The sequence below is a fragment of the Streptomyces sp. NPDC048211 genome, from assembly GCF_043202315.1.
Taxonomy (GTDB): domain Bacteria; phylum Actinomycetota; class Actinomycetes; order Streptomycetales; family Streptomycetaceae; genus Streptomyces.
In genome coordinates this window covers 493807-515346 of the sequence record NZ_JBIDAD010000001.1, presented here as the reverse complement: position 1 = coordinate 515346, position 21540 = coordinate 493807, and the positions used below count along the sequence as shown (strand labels likewise).

Genomic DNA, 21540 nt, shown 5'->3' with positions numbered 1-21540 from the left:
CCCTGCGCACTGCCCTGCCGATCTGTCGGTGGATCGCCTCAACGATACGGCAGGTGTGCCCTACCTCACGTCGTCGAGGCGTTACCGGACGGGTCGGGGCGTGCCACGCGGGCACGCCCCTCGGAGGCCGTCGCACGGCCGCCCGCTCGCAGGTGCGCACGACAACCTCTCAGGTCAGCCCTCCCGCCGCTCCGCGCAGGTGCACGATGTCACCCGCGGAGACCGGCTCCCGCAGGCCGTCGTCCGACGACAGGACCAGCCGCCCGTCCCCGTCGATCGCCACCGCCTCACCGGTGAGCGTGCGCCCGCCCGGCAGCTGGGCCCGCACCGTCCGGCCGAGCGTCGCGCAGCCCGCCGCGTACGCCTCCTGGAGCCCGCAGGCTGCCGCGTCGCCGTCGGCCGCGCGCCACTGCCCGTACCAGTGCTCCAGCGAACGCAGTACGCCCCGCAGCAGCGTCTCGCGGTCGGTGGAGACCGCTCCGGCAAGGGCGAGCGAGGCCGCGGTGGGGGCGGGCAGCTCGTCGGCCCGCAGGGAGACGTTGAGGCCGATGCCGATGACGACGCCGTCGCCGGCCCGCTCGGCGAGGATGCCGCCGGTCTTGCGCTCCTGGCCGGACGGGGTCTCCCCTGGACGGACCTTGTCGGAGTCCTCGGGGACGGTGACCAGCAGGTCGTTGGGCCACTTCAGTGCCATGTCGACGCCTGCCGCGCGTGCCAGGCCGGTCGCCGCGGCGACCCCGGCGAGGAGCGGCAGCCAGCCCCACCGCCGCACCGGCACGGTCCCCGGCTTCAGGTAGACGGAGAAGAACAGGCCGGAGCGGGCCGGCGCCGTCCAGGTCCGGTCCAGCCGGCCCCGGCCGGCGGTCTGCTCCTCGGCGACCAGGACGGTGCCCTCGGCGAGGGAGGCGGCCCGCCCCGCGAGATCGGAGTTGGTGGAGCCGGTGGCGGCGACGACGTCGAGGGCGGTCCACAGCCCGCCCGGCCGCAGCAGCCCGCGGCGCAGTGCGGGAACGTTCAGGGGCGGCCGGTCCAGGTCCGACCAACGGTTCTGTGGCGCATCCGAAGGTGTCATGCAAGCCACCCTAGGTGTGTCAAAGGACGCACTGCCGAACCGTATCCGCGCCGATACGCTACGGATCAGTAGCCGTTCAGCGCTGCGGGCCGTCAGCCGTTCATCCGCTGATCAGCAGCGCAGTCGTCCCCGTGACCAGGCAGGGAGCCGCCACCCGATGTCCGAGCCGGAAGAGACCGACATCCACACCACCGCGGGCAAGCTCGCGGACCTGCAGCGCCGTATCGAAGAGGCGACCCACGCGGGCTCCGCGCGCGCGGTGGAAAAGCAGCACGCGAAGGGCAAGCTGACCGCGCGCGAGCGCGTCGGTCTCCTGCTCGACGAGGGTTCCTTCGTGGAGCTGGACGAGTTCGCCCGGCACCGCTCGACGAACTTCGGCATCGAGAAGAACCGGCCGTACGGAGACGGTGTCGTCACCGGGTACGGCACGGTCGACGGCCGCCCCGTCTGCGTGTACTCCCAGGACTTCACCATCTTCGGCGGCTCGCTCGGCGAGGTCTACGGTGAGAAAATCGTCAAGGTGATGGACTTCGCGCTGAAGACCGGCTGCCCGGTCATCGGCATCAACGACGGCGGCGGTGCGCGCATCCAGGAAGGTGTCGCGGCACTGGGCCTCTTCGCGGAGATCTTCCGCCGCAACGTGCACGCCTCGGGAGTGGTCCCGCAGATCTCGCTGATCGTCGGACCGTGCGCGGGCGGCGCGGTCTACTCCCCCGCGATCACCGACTTCACGGTCATGGTCGACAAGACCTCGCACATGTTCATCACCGGTCCCGACGTCATCAAGACGGTCACCGGTGAGGACGTCGGCTTCGAGGAACTCGGCGGCGCCCGCACCCACAACACCACCTCCGGTGTGGCGCACCACATGGCGGGCGACGAGAAGGACGCCATCGAGTACGTCAAGTCGCTGCTGTCGTACCTGCCCTCGAACAACCTGTCCGAGGCCCCCGCCTTCCCAGAGGAGGCGGACCTGGAGGTCAGCGACGAGGACCGCGAACTCGACACGCTGATCCCGGACTCGGCGAACCAGCCCTACGACATGCACACCGCGATCGAGCACGTGCTCGACGACGGGGAATTCCTGGAGACCCAGGCCCTGTTCGCGCCGAACATCCTGACCGGTTTCGGCCGGGTCGAGGGCTATCCGGTCGGCATCGTCGCCAACCAGCCGATGCAGTTCGCCGGCTGTCTGGACATCAACGCGAGTGAGAAGGCGGCCCGGTTCGTCCGCACGTGCGACGCGTTCAACGTGCCCGTGCTGACCTTCGTCGACGTCCCCGGCTTCCTGCCCGGCGTCGACCAGGAGTACGGCGGCATCATCCGCCGCGGCGCCAAGCTGATCTACGCCTACGCGGAGGCGACCGTCCCGCTGATCACGGTGATCACCCGCAAGGCGTTCGGCGGCGCGTACGACGTCATGGGCTCCAAGCACCTGGGCGCCGACATCAACGTCGCCTGGCCGACCGCGCAGATCGCCGTCATGGGCGCGCAGGGCGCTGTCAACATCCTGCACCGCCGCACCATCGCCGCCGCCGCCGACCAGGAGGCGGAACGCGCCGCCCTCATGGCGGACTACGAGGACGCGCTCCTCAATCCCTATGTGGCGGCCGAACGCGGCTACGTCGACGCGGTGATCATGCCGCACGAGACCCGGGCCCAGGTGGTCAAGGGACTGCGTCAGCTGCGCACGAAGCGGGAGTCGCTGCCCCCCAAGAAGCACGGCAACATCCCCCTCTAGAAAGGGTCCTGGCCATGATCAAGGTCGTACGGGGCAACCCGACCCCGGAGGAGCTGGCCGCCGCACTGGCGGTCGTCCGGGCCCGCGCCGCGGCGGCGTCCGCCGTGTCGTCCGGCGCGCCGGAGCTGCCCGCGCAGTGGTCCGACCCGGGCCGGCTGGCCCGGCGCGGCCGCCATCTGCCGGGGCCGCGCGCCTGGGCGCGCACGTACTGGCCCGGTTAGTCAGAGTCTGTCGCGGGAGGGCCCGTACCCGGCCGGGTACGGGCCCTCCCGCGTACCGGAAGGATCTGGTCCGTACGCACCACGGTTGCTGAGTACGGGTACTCAGGCGCGGGGGCGGCATCGGCAGCAGGATCGGATCATGTTGTGGTCCGACCCGGAGAACAAGCCGCCGAAGGAACTGCGCGACGCCCAGGACATGATGCGTCGCGCGGGGCTGGTGCTCGCGCTGGCCATGGTGATCGCGATGATCGCGCTCGGGACGCGATGAGCGGGCCGTAGGGCCTTTGTACGATGGCGCCCATGACTCATCCCGCACCCCGCCGTCTCGTGCTCGCCTCGCAGTCACCCGCCCGCCTCGGTCTGCTGCGGCAGGCCGGGTTCGCGCCCGAGGTGATCGTCAGCGGGGTCGACGAGGACGCGCTGAGCGCCCCGACTCCGGCCGAGCTCGCGCTCGTGCTCGCCGAGGCGAAGGCGGGGGTCGTGGCCGCACTGCCGCAGGCGGCGGGGGCCCTGGTCATCGGCTGCGACTCGGTGCTGGAACTGGACGGCGAGGCGCTCGGCAAGCCGGCCGACGCCGAGGAGGCCACGGCCCGCTGGAAGTCCATGCGCGGGCGTTCCGGGGTCCTGCGGACGGGTCACTGCCTGACCGACACGGCGAGCGGGCGCACCGCCTCCGCGACCGCGTCGACGACGGTGCGCTTCGGCGAGCCGTCGGACGCCGAGGTCGCCGCCTACGTGGCCTCCGGCGAACCGCTCCACGTGGCGGGCGCCTTCACCCTCGACGGGCGCTCGGCGCCGTTCGTGGACTCCATCGACGGCGACCCGGGCAATGTCATCGGGCTCTCGCTGCCGCTGCTGCGGCGGCTGCTGGGCGAGCTGGGGATCCAGGTCACCGATCTCTGGGTCTGAGCCGGGCCCGCCGCGTCAGGCGGGGGCCGGGGCCGCCGGCTGCTCGGGCTCGGCGGCGGTGGCCGGTTCCCGGCCGGCGGAGCCGTACGCCACCAGCGTCAGCACGATGAGGCCGAGCACCACCATCATGAACGCGAACGCGGTCCAGCCCACCAGGCCGACCGTCAGCGCGCCCAGCACCCCGTGGATGACGGCGCAGCAGATGAGCACGATCCGGGCGGCCCGGCCGGGGGCCCGGTCGCGGATGCCGGCCAGCAGGAGCAGGACGCCGCACAGCACCAGGAACAGCCCCGACACGCCGCCCAGTACCCAGGTCCCCTTGGACATGACGCCGGGGTCCGTGCCCGCGAGGGACATGTCCTGGTTCTTCACGACCGTTCCCAGGACCACGTTGATGATCACGATGCCCACGGCTTCCGCGAACAGCACGAGCGCGGCTATGAAAGCCACCGGCCTGCGCACCACGGCGCTCACCCCCTGTTACCTGCAGTACGTGCGATAGCGCGGACCCTACTAACGGGTAACGCTCCGGACAAGAGGTTCGGCAACCCCGTCGCACACCCACGCGCGCCGGCTGCGCGCCCCCCTTGTGCGCGCCCTCGTGCGTCGGGCAAAGAATCGCGCGCCGCTTAGTAGGAATTCCACAAAGAAACACAGGGAGTCGCTGCCCGTGCCAACAGAGACCTGGACCACACCTCGTGGCTACTGTGCGGTTATGGATCCCGGCGTACCGTGGTGCCACAAGGGATTTCGCGACTCGAGCAAGCCTCGAATCACACTCCGTGTGGGCAAGCTCACCATTGGGGACGGGTCGTAGGACCGTGTCGGTTGTCCCTAAACTCAGCTTGTTTCAAGGAGGGAGCCATCGTGCGCAAGGTGCTCATCGCCAACCGTGGCGAAATTGCTGTCCGTGTTGCTCGGGCCTGCCGGGACGCGGGAATCGGGAGCGTGGCCGTCTACGCAGACCCGGACCGCGACGCTCTGCATGTGCGTGCGGCCGACGAGGCATTCGCTCTGGGCGGTGACACCCCGGCCGCCAGTTATCTGGACATGGCCAAGGTGCTCCAGGCGGCCAAGGACTCCGGGGCGGACGCGATCCACCCGGGTTACGGCTTCCTGTCGGAGAACGCCGAGTTCGCCCAGGCCGTGCTCGACGCCGGTCTCACGTGGATCGGCCCGCCGCCGCAGGCGATCCGGGACCTCGGTGACAAGGTCGCCGCCCGTCACATCGCCCAGCGCGCCGGCGCCCCGCTCGTCGCGGGCACCCCGGACCCGGTCGAGGGTTCCGCCGAGGTCGTCGCCTTCGCGCAGGAGCACGGGCTCCCGATCGCGATCAAGGCCGCGTTCGGCGGTGGCGGACGCGGGCTGAAGGTCGCGCGCACGCTGGAGGAGATCCCGGAGCTGTACGACTCCGCGGTCCGCGAGGCCGTCGCCGCGTTCGGCCGCGGGGAGTGCTTCGTGGAGCGCTACCTGGACAAGCCGCGGCACGTGGAGACCCAGTGCCTGGCCGACTCCCACGGCAACGTGGTCGTCGTCTCCACCCGTGACTGCTCGCTCCAGCGCCGCCACCAGAAGCTGGTCGAGGAGGCCCCGGCCCCCTTCCTGTCCGAGGCGCAGAACGCGGAGCTGTACGCCGCGTCCAAGGCGATCCTGAAGGAGGCCGGCTACGTCGGCGCCGGCACGGTCGAGTTCCTGGTCGGCATGGACGGCACGATCTCCTTCCTGGAGGTCAACACCCGCCTCCAGGTCGAGCACCCGGTCACCGAGGAGGTCACCGGCCTCGACCTCGTACGCGAGATGTTCCGCATCGCGGACGGCGAGGAGCTCGGCTACGACGACCCGGTCATGCGGGGTCACTCCTTCGAGTTCCGGATCAACGGCGAGGACCCGGGCCGCGGCTTCCTGCCCGCCCCCGGCACCGTCACCCTCTTCGCCCCGCCCACCGGCCCCGGCGTCCGCCTGGACGCGGGCGTCGAGTCCGGCAGCGTGATCGGCCCGGCGTGGGACTCCCTGCTCGCCAAGCTCATCGTGACGGGTGCCACCCGTGAGCAGGCGCTCCAGCGTGCGGCCCGCGCCCTGGCCGAGTTCAACGTCGAGGGCATGGCCACCGCGATCCCCTTCCACCGCGCGGTCGTCACCGACCCCGCGTTCACCAGCGACCCGTTCCGCATCCACACCCGCTGGATCGAGACGGAATTCGTCAACGAGATCAAGCCGTTCGCCGCACCCGCCGACACGGACGCGGACGAGGACGCCGGCCGCGAGACGGTCGTCGTCGAGGTCGGCGGCAAGCGCCTGGAAGTCTCCCTGCCCTCCTCGCTCGGCATGAGCCTGGCCCGCACCGGACTCGCGGCGGGCGCCAAGCCCAAGCGCCGCGCGGCCAAGAAGTCCGGCTCCGCTGCCTCCGGCGACACCCTCGCCTCCCCCATGCAGGGCACCATCGTGAAGATCGCGGTGGAAGAGGGCCAGGAGGTCAAGGAGGGCGACCTGATCGTCGTCCTGGAAGCCATGAAGATGGAACAGCCCCTCAACGCCCACCGGTCCGGCACCATCAAGGGCCTGGCCACCGAGGTCGGCAGTTCGGTCTCCTCCGGCGCCGTCATCTGCGAGATCAAGGACTGATCCGCGCGACACCTGTTCCACCGGCGCCCCGCTCACGTCACAGGACGTGACCGGGGCGCCGGTCATTGCGGGCACGGTCCGGCCGAAGCGGGTTACGGAGGACACCTCCGGTTGCACGATGGCATCCTGGACCCGAGGGCGGACACAGGGAGGACTGCGCAATGGCGATCAGTACGGCACGGACACCGGTCCGCACGCCGGACCGGCCCATGCGCGCCGACGCGCGCCGCAATTACGACCGGCTGCTGGCCGAGGCCCGGCACTCCTTCGCCGAGCACGGCACCGACGCGTCCCTGGAGGACGTCGCACGGCGTGCGGGCGTGGGCATCGGCACGCTGTACCGGCACTTCCCGACCCGCCACGCGCTGATGAGCGCGGTGTTCCAGGAGGCCGTGGCCTCACTGATCGCCCGCTCCCGCGAGCTGACCGAGGCGGAGCAGCCGTGCGCCGGACTGGTGGAGTGGCTGGGTGCGCTCATCACTCATGCGGGTGAGTACCGGGGGCTGGCCCAGGCGCTCATGTCGACGTGCCGGGACGAGACCTCGGCCCTGTCGCCGTGCAATGTGCCGTTGCGAGAGGCGGGTTCGGTGCTGCTGGGCCGGGCGCAGGCGAGCGGGACCGTGCGGGCCGGCGTGTCCATCGACGACCTGATGCAGCTGACGAACGCGATCGCGCTGGCCGCCGAGCAGTCACCGGACGATCCGGAACTGGCGGAGCGCTTGCTGACGCTGACGCTGCGGGGGCTGAGCTCATCCGGCTCATCCGGCTCATCCGGCCCATCCGGCTCGACCGGTCGCTCCGCCCTGCCCACTCCCTCGGTCCCTCCCAGCCCCTGAGGGCCCCTCGGAGGGAGTCCGGGCGGGCTTGAGGGGCGGGGAGCCCGGAGACGGTGCCCCGGGGCGGCCCGCGGCCGCCCCGCTACCGGCGGCGCAGGTCCGCCACCCTGGCCCGGTCCCCTTGCCCCGGCTCCGCCAGCACCGCGCCCCGGACCTGCTGCGCATGCGTGCGGCGCTGTCCCGGCAGGGGCATGTCGCGACGGGAGCCCCGGCCAGGCGGCGCGACGTCGGCCGAGGCCGGCGCACCTCCGGCGCCCGCCACCGCGATCTGCACCCCCTGGTCCGCCAGGGCCTGCAGCTCCGCGGCCGCCCGGTCGTCGTGCGCGGCCGGTTCGTCCGTCACCAGCCGGGTGATGAGATCCGTCGGCACGGTCTGGAACATGGTGTCGGAGCCGAGCTTGGTGTGGTCGGCGAGGACCACCACCTCCCCCGCGGCCTGCACCAGCGCCCGGTCCACGCTCGCGGAGAGCATGTTGGACGTGGAGAGTCCGCGTTCGGCGGTGAGGCCGCTCCCGGACAGGAAGGCGCGCGAGACCCGCAGCCCCTGGAGCGACTGCTCGGCCCCACTGCCCACCAGGGCGTAGTTGGAACCGCGCAGGGTGCCCCCGGTCATCACCACTTCCACCCGGTTGGCATGCGCCAACGCCTGGGCGACCAGCAGCGAGTTGGTGACCACGGTCAGACCGGGGACCCGCGCGAGCCGGCGGGCCAGCTCCTGCGTGGTCGTACCGGCGCCGACCACGATGGCCTCGCCTTCTTCGACGAGACCGGCGGCCAGGTCGGCGATGGCCGTTTTCTCCGCGGTGGCGAGATGGGATTTCTGCGGAAAGCCGGACTCCCGCGTAAAACCGCCCGGCAAGACCGCACCGCCGTGCCGGCGGTCGAGGAGTCCTTCTGCCTCCAGTGCCCGCACGTCCCGCCGTACGGTCACTTCGGAGGTCTGGACGACGCGGGCGAGCTCACGGAGCGATACCGCCCCGTTGGCACGCACCATTTCGAGGATCAACTGACGACGTTCTGCAGCGAACACAAAACTGACAGTAACGTGACCGCCCGAGCGTTTTCAGCTGTTTGCGCCGAATAACAGAAGTTGTACATACAAGGGGCCGCCAAGTGGTATAGGCGGCCCCGTTGTTGTTCCGTACTGATCGAGCGGCGGTCACCGGACCGCCTGAGTTGCCGGGAGTTGCCGGGGAATGCCGGGTTGCGGGCGCTCCCCCGGGAGCGGCTAGGCCTCGCCCGCCTGCTTCCGGGTGTGCAACTGACGGGCCACTTCCGCGATCGATCCCGACAGGGACGGATACACAGTGAAGGCGTTTGCGATCTGTTCCACGGTCAGATTGTTGTCGACCGCGATCGAGATGGGGTGGATCAGCTCGCTCGCCTTCGGTGCGACGACGCAGCCGCCGACCACGATGCCGGTGCCGGGCCGGCAGAAGATCTTGACGAAGCCGTCCCGGATGCCCTGCATCTTGGCGCGCGGGTTGCGCAGCAGCGGGAGCTTGACGACCCGGGCGTCGATCTTGCCGGCGTCGACGTCGGCCTGGGTGTAGCCGACCGTGGCGATCTCGGGGTCGGTGAAGACGTTCGAGGAGACCGTCTTCAGGTTCAGCGGGGCCACCGCGTCACCGAGGAAGTGGTACATCGCGATCCGGCCCTGCATGGCGGCGACCGAGGCGAGGGCGAAGATCCCGGTGACGTCACCGGCCGCGTAGACGCCGGGCGCGCTGGTGCGGGAGACCTTGTCGGTCCAGATGTGGCCCGAGTCCTTGAGCCGGACCCCGGCCTCCTCCAGGCCCATGCCGGCGCTGTTCGGGATCGCGCCGACCGCCATCAGGCAGTGCGAGCCGGAGATGACCCGGCCGTCGGCGAGGGTCACCTCGACCCGGTCGCCGACGCGCTTGGCGGACTGGGCGCGGGAGCGGGCCATCACGTTCATGCCGCGGCGACGGAAGACGTCCTCCAGGACGGCCGCGGCGTCCGGGTCCTCGCCGGGCAGCACCCGGTCGCGGGACGAGACGAGGGTGACGCGGGAGCCGAGGGCCTGGTAGGCGCCGGCGAACTCGGCGCCGGTGACACCGGAGCCGACGACGATGAGCTCCTCGGGGAGCTCGTCGAGGTCGTAGACCTGGGTCCAGTTCAGGATCCGCTCACCGTCGGGGAGCGCGTCCGGGATCTCCCGGGGGTGACCGCCGGTGGCGATCAGCACGGCGTCCGCGGTGAGGGTCTCCTCCGTGCCGTCGGCCGCGGTGACGACGACCTGGCGCGAGCCGTCGGCGGCCTGGAGGCCCTCCAGACGGCCGCGCCCGCGCATCACCCGTGCGCCCGCACGGGTGACGGACGCGGTGATGTCGTGGGACTGGGCGAGCGCCAGGCGCTTCACCCGTCGGTTGACCTTGCCCAGGTCGACGCCGACCACACGCGCCGCCTGCTCTATGTGCGGCGTGTCGTCCGCGACGATGATGCCGAGCTCCTCGTACGAGGAGTCGAAGGTGGTCATCACCTCTGCCGTCGCGATCAGGGTCTTCGAGGGCACGCAGTCGGTGAGCACGGACGCGCCGCCGAGGCCGTCACAGTCGACGACGGTCACCTCCGCGCCGAGCTGGGCGCCCACCAATGCCGCCTCGTACCCGCCGGGTCCGCCGCCGATGATCACGATCCGGGTCACGAAAAGTCCGCCTCGCGTTTCTCGTCCCACGGCCGTCTGCTGTCCCGGCCGGGGTCCGGGGGGCCGCCCCGGGGGAATGCAGTACGTACTTCATTGTCCCGCACGCGCCAAGGTGCTTCGCCCCGGGGCCCTCCAAACGTGGTCCGGGGCGCCCCGGACAGGGTTGTTCCTCTCAGGAATCGACGCTCCCGGTGTCACCTCCCGTACCCTCGATCCCATGTCGCTCTACGCCGCGTACGCCGGCAACCTCGACGCGCGGCTGATGACGCGCCGCGCACCGCACTCCCCGCTGCGCGGCACCGGCTGGCTGAACGGCTGGCGCCTGACGTTCGGCGGCGAGCAGATGGGCTGGGAGGGCGCGCTGGCCACGGTGGTCGAGGCGCCCCGCTCCCAGGTGTTCGTGGCGCTGTACGACCTGGCGCCCATGGACGAGGACTCCATGGACCGCTGGGAGGGCGTCGGCCTGGACATCTACCGCCGCATGCGGGTCCGGGTGCACACCCTGGACGGCGAGGAGCCGGCCTGGATGTACGTGCTGAACGGGTACGAGGGCGGGCTGCCGTCGGCCCGCTACCTGGGCGAGATCGCCGACGCCGCCGACTCCGCGGGCGCGCCGCACGATTATGTGATGGAACTCCGCAAGCGGCCCTGCTGAGCACCACGGGGCCGCCCTGATCTGCTCTTTCGCATGATCACCGCGGGATGACTGTGGGAACACACGAACGAACACGGTGAGACTCTGTAGAGGAGCATCTACGCGCGTAGGGCTTCAGCGGTTACGCTCATCCGCGTGAACGCATCAGTTATTCCGGACCACATCCAGGGCGACCCGCACGCCGCCGCTGCCGACGCCGCCGCCCGCCTGCGCGAGCTGACCGGTGCAGAGACCCACGACGTCGCCCTCGTGATGGGCTCCGGCTGGGCGCCCGCCGGCGATGCGCTCGGCACACCGGAGGCCGAGTTCCCGGTGACGGACCTGCCCGGATTCCCGGCCCCGGCCGTCGAGGGCCACGGCGGCACGATCCGCTCGTACCGCATCGGCGAGAAGCGCGCCCTGGTGTTCCTGGGCCGTACCCACTTCTACGAGGGCCGCGGCGTCGCCGCCGTGGCGCACGGGGTGCGTACCGCCGTCGCCGCGGGCTGCAGGACCATCGTGCTGACGAACGGCTGCGGCGGGCTGCGCGAGGGCATGCGCCCCGGACAGCCGGTCCTGATCAGCGACCACATCAACCTCACGGCGGCGTCGCCGATCATCGGCGCCAACTTCGTCGACCTGACCGACCTGTACTCCCCGCGGCTGCGGGCCCTGTGCAAGGAGATCGACGAGACCCTCGAAGAGGGCGTGTACGTGCAGTTCCCCGGCCCGCACTACGAGACCCCGGCCGAGATCAACATGGTCCGCGTGATGGGCGGCGACCTCGTCGGCATGTCCACCGTGCTGGAGGCCATCGCGGCCCGTGAGGCCGGTGCGGAGGTGCTGGGCATCTCCCTGGTGACGAACCTGGCGGCCGGCCTGAGCGGGGAGCCGCTGAACCACGAAGAGGTGCTGCAGGCGGGGCGCGACTCGGCGACCCGGATGGGCTCGCTGCTGGCGAGGGTCCTGGACCGCATCTGACCGGCCCCGGCCGGTCCGGGGGCGTGCCCCCGCACCGGCCGCTCCTCGATCGCCCGGCGGGCTCGACTCCGCCCGGCCGGGTTCGAAGCCCTGCGGCCGCGTCTCCGGCCCCGCCGGCGCTCGTTGAGCGGCCGGTGCGGGCAGATCCTCCCGGTCCCGGGAAGGGGCGGGGTGGGGAACACGCCGCCGCAGGCGCCCCCACCGCTCCACACCGCACCCCGCGACGCGTCGCACCCACTCCGAAAGGCGGACCACCGTGCAGCAGGACCTCATGACGCGGGCCAGGACCTGGCTCGCCGAGGACCCCGACCCCGAGACCCGCGCCGAGCTCGCCGCGCTCATCGACGCCGAGGACCTCGACGAGCTCGGCGCACGGTTCGCCGGCACGCTCCAGTTCGGCACCGCCGGACTCCGCGGTGAGATCGGCGCCGGGCCCATGCGGATGAACCGCGCCGTCGTCATCCGCGCCGCCGCCGGGCTCGCCGCGTACCTGAAGGACCGGGGACAGGAGGGCGGCCTCGTCGTCATCGGCTACGACGCCCGTTACAAGTCCACCGACTTCGCCCGGGACACGGCGGCCGTGATGACCGGCGCCGGTCTGCGGGCAGCGGTGCTCCCCCGCCCGCTCCCCACCCCCGTCCTGGCGTACGCCATAAGGCACCTGGGCGCCGTCGCGGGCGTCGAGGTCACCGCCAGCCACAACCCGCCGCGCGACAACGGCTACAAGGTCTACCTCGGCGACGGCTCGCAGATCGTGCCCCCGGCCGACGGCGAGATCGCCGCCGCGATCGCCGCGGTCGGCCCGCTCGACACCGTGCCCCGCCCCGACGGCGGCTGGGAGACCCTCGGCGACGAGGTCCTGGACGCCTATCTGGCGCGTACGGACGCGGTCATGGCCGCGGGCTCGCCCCGCACGGCCCGCGTCGTGTACACGGCCATGCACGGCGTCGGCACCTCCGTGCTCGCCGCCGCCTTCGACCGGGCCGGATTCCCCGCCCCGGTCCTCGTCGCCGAACAGGCCGAGCCCGACCCCGCGTTCCCCACCGTGGCGTTCCCCAACCCGGAAGAACCCGGCGCGATGGATCTCGCCTTCGCCACCGCGCGCCGCTCGGACCCCGACATCATCATCGCCAACGACCCGGACGCGGACCGCTGCGCCGTCGCCGTACCGGACCCGGCCGCGGACGGCGGCTGGCGGATGCTGCGTGGCGACGAGGTCGGCGCGCTGCTCGCCGCCCATCTGGTCCGCCGCGGTGTCAGCGGTGTGTTCGCCGAGTCGATCGTGTCCTCGTCCCTCCTCGGCCGGATCGCCGAGAAGGCAGGCCTCGGTTACGAGGAGACGCTGACCGGCTTCAAGTGGATCGCCCGCGTGGAGGGTCTGCGGTACGGCTACGAGGAGGCGCTCGGCTACTGCGTCGACCCGGACGGCGTCCGCGACAAGGACGGCATCACGGCGGCGCTCCTGGTTACCGAACTCGCCTCCGTCCTCAAGGAGCAGGGGCGCACGCTGCTCGACCTGCTGGACGACCTCGCGGTCGAGCACGGGCTGCACGCCACCGACCAGCTGTCGGTCCGGGTCGAGGACCTGTCCGTCATCGCGGATGCCATGCGCCTCCTGCGCGAGAAGCCGCCGACCGCACTCGCGGGCCTGGCCGTCACCTCGGCCGAGGACCTGTCGCACGGCACCCCCCTGCTGCCGCCCACCGACGGGCTGCGCTACCACCTGGAGGGCGCCCGGGTGATCGTCCGCCCGAGCGGCACCGAGCCGAAGCTCAAGTGCTACCTGGAGGTCGTGGTGCCGGTCGCCTCGGCCGACGCGCTGCCCGCGGCCCGCGCGAAGGGCGCGGAGCTGCTGGCCGGTATCAAGCGGGACCTGGCGGCCGCTGCCGGGATCTGACCCGGAGAACCGGGCGCCGGCTCACGTACGCATCAGGTACGTGAAGCCGGTGCCCGGGCCCACGCAGGACCGGAGCGTCAGATCGCCCCAGTACAGCCGTGGGCGGGGGCGCCGGCTCACCAGTCCGCTTTCACAAGGAAGTTGTCTGTCGGCTGCCCGGCATACACGCGGGTGTTCCGGCGACGGCGCGCGGCGGCGGCCTGCGTCGGCCGGACCGGGGCGTCCGGCTGCGGCGCGCGGCGGCGCCCTGCGACGGCCGGACCGGGACATGGCTCACGGGCGCGGGAAGTACCGGGTGAAGGAGGACGCGTCGACGGCGAGCAGGCCGCTGAACGGCTGGTTCAGCTGGTAGACAAGCACGACGGTGAACGTGATCAGACCGGTGAGCCCCATGACCATGGTGACGTGGGTGACGTTTCGCTTGACGCCGAACATGAACATGAACGCCACGGTGAGGGCGCCGCCGATGATCAGTCCGAGCCACAGGGTGGGGGACAGCCTGTTGAGGGCGTCGGACTCCCGCCCGCGCCGTGCGTCGTCCAGCGTGCTGAGCTGCGCGAGCACCTCCTGCACGGTGGCCTGCTGCACGGGCGTCGCGTCGTCGGGGGCCTGGTTGGCGGTGCGTACCCGGTGCAGCAGGACCCAGCCCTCCTCGCCGAGAGGCCGGCTCCCCACCATCGAGGGGAACTCGGCGCCGACCACGTGGTGGACGTAGGCCGCCGTGGCCGTACGCACCCGCTCGGCGCTGTCCGGCGGAAGTCCATCGGCCAGCAGATAGACCTGATGGGCCGCGCTGGCCTCGGTCTGCACATGTCCTTCGGCACTGGAACGGGTCTCCCAGACCGAGACCAGCGACAGCCCCAGGACCAGGGCGTAGAGCACGCCGACCATCATCGAGATGTACTCGGCCACGTCCTCGCGCGGTTCGTCGTCGGGGTCCGCGGGCCAGTAGCGGTGCCGTACGAGCACGATGGCGGCGGAGAGCAGCGCGACGCCGAGAACGATGGCGATGATTTCGGTCATCGGAGTCCGGCTCCTGTCGGCGGAGGTGGGTCACGGCGGGTCGGTCCGGCCATCCGCGCCATCCGCTACACCCGCCGGGAACCGAGGACGGCGGCGGCGATGGCGGCGGGCATCAGCACGAGGAAGAGCACGGTGAGCACTCCCAGTCCGGTGGGACCGCGCCCCGGACGGTACAGGCGGCTCAGGATCGAGGAGCGCTGCTCCCGTCGCGCCGGTTCCTCGGGCCGAAGAGCGGTGATCCCGGCGGTGCCCGTGGCGGTCCCCGAACTGGTCCCGGAGCCGGTGCCGGTGCCGGTGCCCGAACGGGCGCCCGTGCCCGCGTTCGCGCCGGAGCCGGTGCCCGCGCCGGCGTTCGTGCCGGAGCTCGCGCCGGAGCCGGAGCCGGTGCCCGATCCCGAGCTCGCGCCGGTGCCCGATCCGGAACCGGTTCCTGATCCGGAGCCCGTACCCGAACCGGAGTCGGAACCAGTCCCGACCCCCGGGTCGGGGCCGGTTCCGGTGCCGGAACCGGCGCTCGTACCCGATCCCGCGCCCGTACCGGAACCGGAACCGGAACCCGGGACGCCGGCCCCCGGCGGCTCGGCCGCCGCCGCCTCCGCGGCGGCCAGCAGGCCGGGGGCGGCGACGCCCGGTGGGGGCAGCGGCAGCCCCAGGGCGCTTGTCGGAACCGGCAGCCCGGGGGCGTTCGTGGGAACCGGCTGGAGTGTCGGGGGCGGCGGCTGGGCGGCGGCCGGTGGCGGGCCCGCGACCGGGGGCGGGGTGCGGGGCGCGGTACGCGGCGGAGCCGCCGCGCGAGCCGGGGGCCTCGGGCGGGTGGCGGAGGCCGGGGGCCTGGGGAGGGTGAAGCGTCCTGAGGCGCGTGCGGTCAGCCGTCGCGGCGGAACCCTGCCGCCCGTGCGGCCGAGCGTGGTGATCCGGTCGCTGCCCCCGGCGAGCCCCTTGCTGACGTACGCGCCGGGTGCGCGGCGTACGACCGCCCGGCATTGCGCGGAGCGCCCCGGCCCGATCCGCGCCACGACGGGCCGCCCGCCCCCGCAGTCGATGCCGCCCGCGGCGACGAGCGGGTCGCTGAGCCGGATGTCGTACACGACGTGCCGGCCACGGTTCGTCACCTGGTAGCGGATGGCCGCCTGCCGGCCGGTGACCGTCACGCCTTCCGTGAGCGCGAGGGCGCTCCGGATCCCCTTGTATCCCGACCGCGCCGTGGCCTTCGAGTCGGCGTGCAGATAGGGGATGTGGCCGGAGGCGAGGACGTCCCCGGTCCAGGTGCCGGGCCGGGCCTTCGTCTCCGCGGTGCAGCGCGCCGAACCGAGGCCCCGCAGCATCGGCACCCGGTCGCCGCCGGAGCAGCGGACCGCCACCCCCGGCAGGCCCGGGTCGGTCACCCGCACGTCGTACAGGTCGGCGCTGCCCCGATTGATCAGCAGGTAGGTCTTGACCACCGGATCCCCCACCCGGATCCCCGGTCGCAGCGCGCCCGTTCCGGGGCGGGAGTTCACGCTCACGCTGAGCGCCAGCCCGCGCTTCCCCGCGCCGTCGGCGCGGGCCGGAACGGGAGGACCCATGCCCGCGACCGCGGCGAGCACGGACGACAGCAGGAGGGATGCCAGGTGACGGCGGTGCCGTAAGCGGGGTTCCGCGTACCGATGTCGTCCGATGATCACACCGGGATGCTGGTGGGGTCGGGCCCGCTGCCGCTCCTGCCACGCCCGGCGCCCCCGCACCGGCGGCCGATTTTCCCTCGAACGGCGCCCGCTCGGCCGTCGGACCGGTGCGCGGCGCCGGTGCCTCACTCGGCGGTGGTGAGGGCCAGTACCGCGTTCTGGCCGCCGAAGCCGAACGAGTTGCTGACCGCCGCCCGCATGGAGTGCGGACGGGGGGCCTTGGTGACGACGTCGAGGTCGAACTCCGGGTCGAGTGCGTCCAGGTTGGCGGTGGGCGGGATGAGCTGATGTTCCAGGGACAGCACCGTGCAGGCCGCTTCGATGGCCCCGGCGCCGCCGATGGCGTGTCCGATGGCGCCCTTGAGCGCGGTGACCGGCGGCGGACGGCGGAACACCTGGTGCAGGGCGTGGTGTTCGGCGGCGTCACCGCTCGCCGTGGCCGTGCCGTGGGCGTTGACGTGGCCGACGTCCTCGGGCGAGAGACCGGCGTCGGCGAGGGCGCTGCGGATCGCCCCTGCCGCACCGTCGCCGCGGGGGTGGGGCGCGGTGAAGTGGTACGCGTCGCAGCTCGCCCCGAACCCGGCGACGTAGGCCCGTGGCCGTGCGGCCCTGGCGCGGGCGTCCTCGGGGCGTTCCAGGACGAGGACGGCGGCTCCCTCACCGAGGACGAAGCCGTCGCGGTCGCGGTCGAACGGGCGGGACGCGACGTGCGGGGCGTCGAAGCGGCGGGAGAGCGCCCGCATCTGGGCGAAGCACGCGGCGGTCATCCGCAGCCGGGCCGACTCGCTGCCACCGGCGAGCACCACGTCGCAGGCGCCGGAGAGCAGCAGGTCCCGGGCCAGGCCGATGGCACTGGTGCCGGAGGCGCAGGCCGTGGAGACAACCAGGTTGGGGCCGGTCGCGCCGAGGTCGATGGCGATCTCGGCCGCGGCCATGTTGGGCACGCTGCGGGACAGTGCGAGGGGAGAGATCCGGGTGGGTTCCCGGTCCGCGAGCCGGTCGAACTCGGCCTGCCAGCTCTGCATGGAACCGTTCCCCACCCCCATGACCACGCCGACGCGCGGGCCGGCCGGTCCGCCGGCCGCGAGCCCGGCGTCCTCGACGGCCTCCCGGGCGGCGAGCAGCGCGAGCGTGGCGAACCGGTCGAGGCGGCGCGCGCGTCGGTGTCCCAGGAGTTGCCGGGCGTCGAAGTCGGGGACGCGGCAGGAGAACGCGACGGGCAGCCCGTCGAGGTCGGGATCGGCTGCGGCGGCGGAGCACCCCGTGCTCAGCCCCTCCCAGGTGGCCTTCTCCCCGATCCCCGCCGGGGTGATCAGTCCAAGGCCCGTGACGGCCACGGGGCCGCGCCTCATGCGTATGCCATCGCTCGGTGCATGAAGGCTGATTATGCGTTCGAGGCCGGGAATGTCCGGTCAGTACGTGGCGGGGGCTCCGCCTCAGTAGCCCGTTCGGCGCACGTCGGACAGGGCGCCGGCCGGCTCGTTCAGCACACGCCGGACAGGGCGCGGCTGCCCGTGCGGGCCCCGTCCCGCACGGGTCACTGTGGGCTCGTCCCGCGGGGCGCGGTGTGCCCCGCGTCGAGGCGTTTGGCGGCGAGGCGTTGCTCGTCGGGCCAGCGCACGTCGTACGCCCAGCCGAGCTTCTCGAAGAGTGCGATCAGCCGTGCCGTGGGGTCGGCCTGGCCCTTGAGCGCCCCGTGGCGTGCGCTGTTGGGGTCGGCGTGGTGGAGGTTGTGCCAGCCCTCGCCGAAGGTGAGGGCCGCCACCCACCGCACGTCCCGCGACTGGTCCCGGGACGCGTAGTGCCGGGGGCCGAAGGCGTGCGCGACGGAGTTGACCGACCAGGTGACGTGGTGGACCACCGCGTACCGCACGAGGCTCGCCCAGAAGAAGGTGAGGGCGGCCTCCCGCCAGTCCCGGGTCCAGGCCAGGGTGAGCACGGGCGGCAGGAGCAGGGAGAAGGCCGCGGTGGCCGGGTACCAGCGGTCCAGGCGGCGTACGTCGGGGTCGGCGAGCAGGTCGGGCGTGTAGCGGGGGTAGTTGGAGCGCACCGGGGAGGAGGAGAACCATCCGATCTGCGCGTGCCACAGCCCCTTGGCCAGCGCCCGCCGGCCCGTGCCGTACTTCCACGGGGAGTGGGGGTCCCCTTCGCGGTCCGAATGCTGGTGGTGGCGCCGGTGTTCGGCCACCCACATGGTGACGGGGCCTTCCATCGCCATGGCTCCGGCGAGGGCGAGAGCGATCCGCAGCGGGCGTCGCGCCTTGAAGGACAGGTGGGTGAAGTGGCGGTGGTATCCGGCGGAGATGCCCATGATGGAGATCGCGTACATGCCGGCCCCGAGCACGACGTCCCGCCCGTGGATGCCCCAGCCCCACGCGAAGGGAACCGCCGCCGCGAGGACGACGAGGGGCAGCACCACGAGCATCACCAGATAGCCGGTGCGCAGGGGCAGGCCGACGGGAACGGTGTCGGGGAGCGGCGCACGGTGGCGGGGCGCGGCGGGAGGAGACGACGAGGACATGGGCGGGCTCTCTTCGCTGGAGGGCGTCGCTGGACGGCGGAGGGCGGAAGGGGTGCGGTCCCCCGGCTCCGGCCCGTACGGCGGTGGGGCGACGGGCTCCCGTACGGCGGTGACGCCGCGGGCTCTCGTAAGGCGAGGGCGCGAGGGTGCGGCCGGGAGCGGCGGGCGGGACAGCACATGATGATCACTGTGCAGGACCGGGAGGCCTCCGGCAGCGCCGGAACCGGCGGTGCCCCCGGGCGGGCGGCACCCGCCCGGGTGCCCCGCGTCCGGAGTGCTGACGCCGTCCCGGAGACATCTCCGGTGGCGCGCCGGCCGGTCCTGGGGTCCGCCCGCCCAGCGGTTCCCGGGGTGGGGTGGCGGCGCCCGCGCGGACGTCCGGGGCGGCCGCCCGCGTGGAGCGGCACCCGGCGATCACCCGCACGCACCAACCGGCGCCCGTCCGCCCGATGTGCGTCCGGTGACCGACCGGCCAAAGATGGGGTGGTCGGAGTACGGGCCCGGCCGAAGCGGGGTCCCGGTCGACGAAGGGACCATCCTGATGGCCGAGCACCCCCCTACAGGCGCGTCGCGGACGGCGGACGGACCGGACGGCCCTTCGGCCGTTCCGGCGAGGGAACTGCTGCGGCAGTGCGCGCGCGACGTGGTCGCGGTCGCCGAAGGTGTCCGCGCCGTGTCCGCGCGCACCACCGCCGTGCTCCTGAACGAGGAGTTCCGCGCCTCCGCCCGCAGGCGTCCGCGTACCGGGCTGCCCGCCCAGTGGGCCACCCTGCGCGTCCTCATGAGCAAGCAGGGCCTCGGCTCCGCCATCACCGCGGACCGCGGGGCGGGGCGCCGGCTGGGACAGGGCGGCGAGATCCTGGGACGGGAGAGTCTGGCCGCGCTGGTCGCCGTGACCTCGCTGCGCCTGCGGATCAGCGCCGTCCTGCTCGACCATCCCGAGCTCGTCCGGGACGCCGGCATGCGCCGTATCGTCGACGCGGTGACGGCCGACCGCGACCTGGCGTCACTGCGCGCGCTGCGCGCCCTGTTCAGGAGCCGCGGCGCTCAGCAGGCCCTGTCCGCACTCGCACCGATCACGGCCGAACTCCTGGCGATCCGGGCCCTGCTGGACGAGGACCCGATGAACGACGAGACCGGCTGGGCCCTGGCGACGGGCCGCGAGCTCAGCGCCGATCCGGTGAAGGGGGTCAGGGCGTCGTACCTGTGCGAACTCGACCGCGGCGAGGGCGCGGCCGACCCCGTCGAACTGACCGCGCAGGAGTCCCCGCGTCTGAGCGTCCGGGGCTCGTTCCTGGGGTTCCTGCGCAACATCGATCTGCTGTCCACCGACGGCCGGATCCTCATCCAGGACGTCCGCGGCCCGGACGGCACCGTCCGGCACGTCGTGCACGCCCCCGGAATGGCCCCGGGCCGGCCCCGCAACGACTCGCCCCAGGACTTCGTGGGCGCGTGGCGCAACCTGTTCATGGCCGACTCCCCGTACACCCGGTCGATCCTCCGGGCCATCGGGCACTACGGCATACCCGCCGGGGCGGACGTCGCGCTGATCGGGCACAGCGAGGGCGGCATCGCGGTGATGAACCTCGCCCAGAGCGAGGAGTTCTCGCGCACCTACCGGGTCACGCACGTCGTCGCGGTCGGCTCCCCGGTGGACCACAAGAAGCCCGCGGACCCCCGCACCTGGGCGGCCACGATCACCAACCAGCACGACATCGTGCCCATCCTCGACGGCAGGGCGGCCGGTTCGGTCTTCGATCCCCACCCGGACTGGTACGAGGTCGACTACATCGGCCCGACCCACGAATTCCCCCTGAGCCACATGCTCGGCACGTACATCCGCGACCTCGAAACGGTGATCGCCGACGCCGCCCTGCACGTCGACGAGGCACTCGCGCCGTACCGGGGCGAGGTGCTGCGCACGCAGTCCTACCAGCTCAAGGACCGCGCCCACCCGCCGCAGGGCTATCCGTTCCTGGCCGTTCCCACCGCTCCCGTACTGACCTCCGCCGGTCCGGTGGACACCCCTGTGCGCTACTACGACTCGACCGCCGCGCACGCGTTCTTCCCCGTCGACGCGGAGGCGGCGAGGAGCCTGCTCCCCGACGTCACCTGGATGGTGCCGGCGCGCCTCGGGCGGCGGGCGCTCGCGGTGCTTTCGGTGTACGAGCACCGGTGCACGACCATCGGCCCGTACAGCGAGGTCGGCCTGTCGGTGATCGTCAACGACCTGTGGCGGCCGCGGCCGTTCGACCTCGCCCTCGACCTGACGCGCTCGATGGACCTGCGCCGCACCGGGCGTCACGTCGTCGGGGTGGCGGTCTCCACCGAGGAGGCCCGCGCGGTGGCCTCGGACATCTGGGGCCAGCCGGCGTCCGTCTCCGCCCTCGACGTCGATCTGCTGGGCCGGGACATCAGTGTCGGAGCGGTGGAGCCCGGCATCCGGCTGACGGGCGGACTGGGCCCCGCCGTCCGCTGTCCCGACGCGGACTGGGTGCTCTACGGCCGCCGGGGCGACCGGACGCTGCGCGTCCAGGTCCGCAACCACGGCAGGCCGCGGCTCCACCCCGCGCCGCGCGTCAGGCTGCGGGTGGACGCGCAGGCGCACCCGCTGGCGCAGCAGCTGCACCGGCTCGGTCTGGACTCCGCGAGGCCGCGGTCCGTGCTGACCTGCCACGACTTCATGGCCCGCCGGGGCGCCGGCGCCGAACTTCCGCGCTGAGCGCCCGGGGAGCCGGACACGGCACGCGC

18 protein-coding genes are annotated in these 21540 nt (G+C 72.8%); 10 read left to right on the top strand and 8 right to left on the bottom strand.

The window, feature by feature from the left end:
• Positions 1–169 precede the first annotated feature (169 nt).
• A complete protein-coding gene (locus tag ACGFZA_RS02400; RefSeq protein WP_393676604.1) occupies positions 170–1072 on the bottom strand; it encodes a biotin--[acetyl-CoA-carboxylase] ligase in 903 nt (300 codons plus the stop codon).
• Between the two features lie 157 nt (positions 1073–1229).
• On the opposite strand from ACGFZA_RS02400, the gene ACGFZA_RS02395 reads away from it, so the two are divergent.
• The 4 genes from ACGFZA_RS02395 (at position 1230) to ACGFZA_RS02380 (ending at position 3943) form a co-directional block, all read left to right on the top strand.
• Positions 1230–2813, top strand: coding sequence for an acyl-CoA carboxylase subunit beta (locus tag ACGFZA_RS02395; RefSeq protein ID WP_385288247.1), 1584 nt, complete (start codon positions 1230–1232; stop codon positions 2811–2813).
• Positions 2814–2827: 14 nt separating this feature from the next.
• Positions 2828–3034 carry an acyl-CoA carboxylase epsilon subunit gene (locus ACGFZA_RS02390; protein WP_219570237.1) on the top strand — a complete coding sequence of 69 codons (207 nt, stop codon included), beginning with the start codon at positions 2828–2830 and terminating at the stop codon, positions 3032–3034.
• 139 nt (positions 3035–3173) lie between these two features.
• Positions 3174–3302, top strand: coding sequence for a morphogenic membrane protein MmpB (gene mmpB, locus ACGFZA_RS02385; RefSeq protein WP_385288251.1), 129 nt, complete (start codon positions 3174–3176; stop codon positions 3300–3302).
• A gap of 23 nt (positions 3303–3325) precedes the next feature.
• Positions 3326–3943: a Maf family protein gene (locus ACGFZA_RS02380; RefSeq protein WP_385288252.1), complete on the top strand. Its 618-nt coding sequence runs from the start codon at positions 3326–3328 to the stop codon at positions 3941–3943.
• 15 nt (positions 3944–3958) lie between these two features.
• Here ACGFZA_RS02380 and ACGFZA_RS02375 read toward each other — a convergent pair whose 3' ends face one another.
• Positions 3959–4417, bottom strand: coding sequence for a hypothetical protein (locus ACGFZA_RS02375; protein ID WP_393676600.1), 459 nt, complete (start codon positions 4415–4417; stop codon positions 3959–3961).
• A 393-nt stretch (positions 4418–4810) separates the two neighbouring features.
• Between ACGFZA_RS02375 and ACGFZA_RS02370 the strand changes: the two genes are divergently transcribed.
• Positions 4811–6565, top strand: coding sequence for an acetyl/propionyl/methylcrotonyl-CoA carboxylase subunit alpha (locus tag ACGFZA_RS02370; RefSeq protein WP_385288257.1), 1755 nt, complete (start codon positions 4811–4813; stop codon positions 6563–6565).
• A 161-nt stretch (positions 6566–6726) separates the two neighbouring features.
• Positions 6727–7401 carry a TetR/AcrR family transcriptional regulator gene (locus tag ACGFZA_RS02365; protein WP_393676598.1) on the top strand — a complete coding sequence of 225 codons (675 nt, stop codon included), beginning with the start codon at positions 6727–6729 and terminating at the stop codon, positions 7399–7401.
• Between the two features lie 82 nt (positions 7402–7483).
• On the opposite strand, the gene ACGFZA_RS02360 is transcribed toward ACGFZA_RS02365, so the two are convergent.
• Positions 7484–8395, bottom strand: coding sequence for a DeoR/GlpR family DNA-binding transcription regulator (locus tag ACGFZA_RS02360; protein ID WP_385288272.1), 912 nt, complete (start codon positions 8393–8395; stop codon positions 7484–7486).
• Positions 8396–8629: 234 nt separating this feature from the next.
• Positions 8630–10069 carry an NAD(P)H-quinone dehydrogenase gene (locus ACGFZA_RS02355; RefSeq protein WP_385288261.1) on the bottom strand — a complete coding sequence of 480 codons (1440 nt, stop codon included), beginning with the start codon at positions 10067–10069 and terminating at the stop codon, positions 8630–8632.
• 217 nt (positions 10070–10286) lie between these two features.
• Between ACGFZA_RS02355 and ACGFZA_RS02350 the strand changes: the two genes are divergently transcribed.
• The 3 genes from ACGFZA_RS02350 (at position 10287) to ACGFZA_RS02340 (ending at position 13581) form a co-directional block, all read left to right on the top strand.
• The gene (locus tag ACGFZA_RS02350; RefSeq protein WP_024490113.1) at positions 10287–10724 is read left to right on the top strand and encodes a gamma-glutamylcyclotransferase; all 438 of its coding nucleotides are present in this window, start codon (positions 10287–10289) and stop codon (positions 10722–10724) included.
• A 135-nt stretch (positions 10725–10859) separates the two neighbouring features.
• The gene (locus ACGFZA_RS02345; protein ID WP_385288263.1) at positions 10860–11684 is read left to right on the top strand and encodes a purine-nucleoside phosphorylase; all 825 of its coding nucleotides are present in this window, start codon (positions 10860–10862) and stop codon (positions 11682–11684) included.
• Positions 11685–11940: 256 nt separating this feature from the next.
• Positions 11941–13581 carry a phospho-sugar mutase gene (locus ACGFZA_RS02340; RefSeq protein ID WP_393676595.1) on the top strand — a complete coding sequence of 547 codons (1641 nt, stop codon included), beginning with the start codon at positions 11941–11943 and terminating at the stop codon, positions 13579–13581.
• A gap of 273 nt (positions 13582–13854) precedes the next feature.
• Here the strand turns inward: ACGFZA_RS02340 and ACGFZA_RS02335 are convergent, their stop codons facing one another.
• The 4 genes from ACGFZA_RS02335 to ACGFZA_RS02320 all read right to left on the bottom strand — a co-directional run bounded on the left by ACGFZA_RS02335 (position 13855) and on the right by ACGFZA_RS02320 (position 18789).
• The gene (locus ACGFZA_RS02335; RefSeq protein WP_385288269.1) at positions 13855–14604 is read right to left on the bottom strand and encodes a DUF4239 domain-containing protein; all 750 of its coding nucleotides are present in this window, start codon (positions 14602–14604) and stop codon (positions 13855–13857) included.
• A gap of 65 nt (positions 14605–14669) precedes the next feature.
• On the bottom strand, positions 14670–16268 hold the full coding sequence (locus ACGFZA_RS02330; RefSeq protein WP_393676593.1) for a hypothetical protein: 1599 nt from the start codon (positions 16266–16268) through the stop codon (positions 14670–14672).
• Positions 16269–16393: 125 nt separating this feature from the next.
• Entirely contained in the window at positions 16394–17620 is a 1227-nt protein-coding gene (locus ACGFZA_RS02325) for a beta-ketoacyl-[acyl-carrier-protein] synthase family protein (protein ID WP_393676591.1), read from the bottom strand.
• A 185-nt stretch (positions 17621–17805) separates the two neighbouring features.
• Entirely contained in the window at positions 17806–18789 is a 984-nt protein-coding gene (locus ACGFZA_RS02320) for an acyl-CoA desaturase (RefSeq protein WP_393676589.1), read from the bottom strand.
• Between the two features lie 541 nt (positions 18790–19330).
• Between ACGFZA_RS02320 and ACGFZA_RS02315 the strand changes: the two genes are divergently transcribed.
• On the top strand, positions 19331–21511 hold the full coding sequence (locus ACGFZA_RS02315) for a hypothetical protein (protein WP_393676587.1): 2181 nt from the start codon (positions 19331–19333) through the stop codon (positions 21509–21511).
• Positions 21512–21540: the final 29 nt, after the last annotated feature.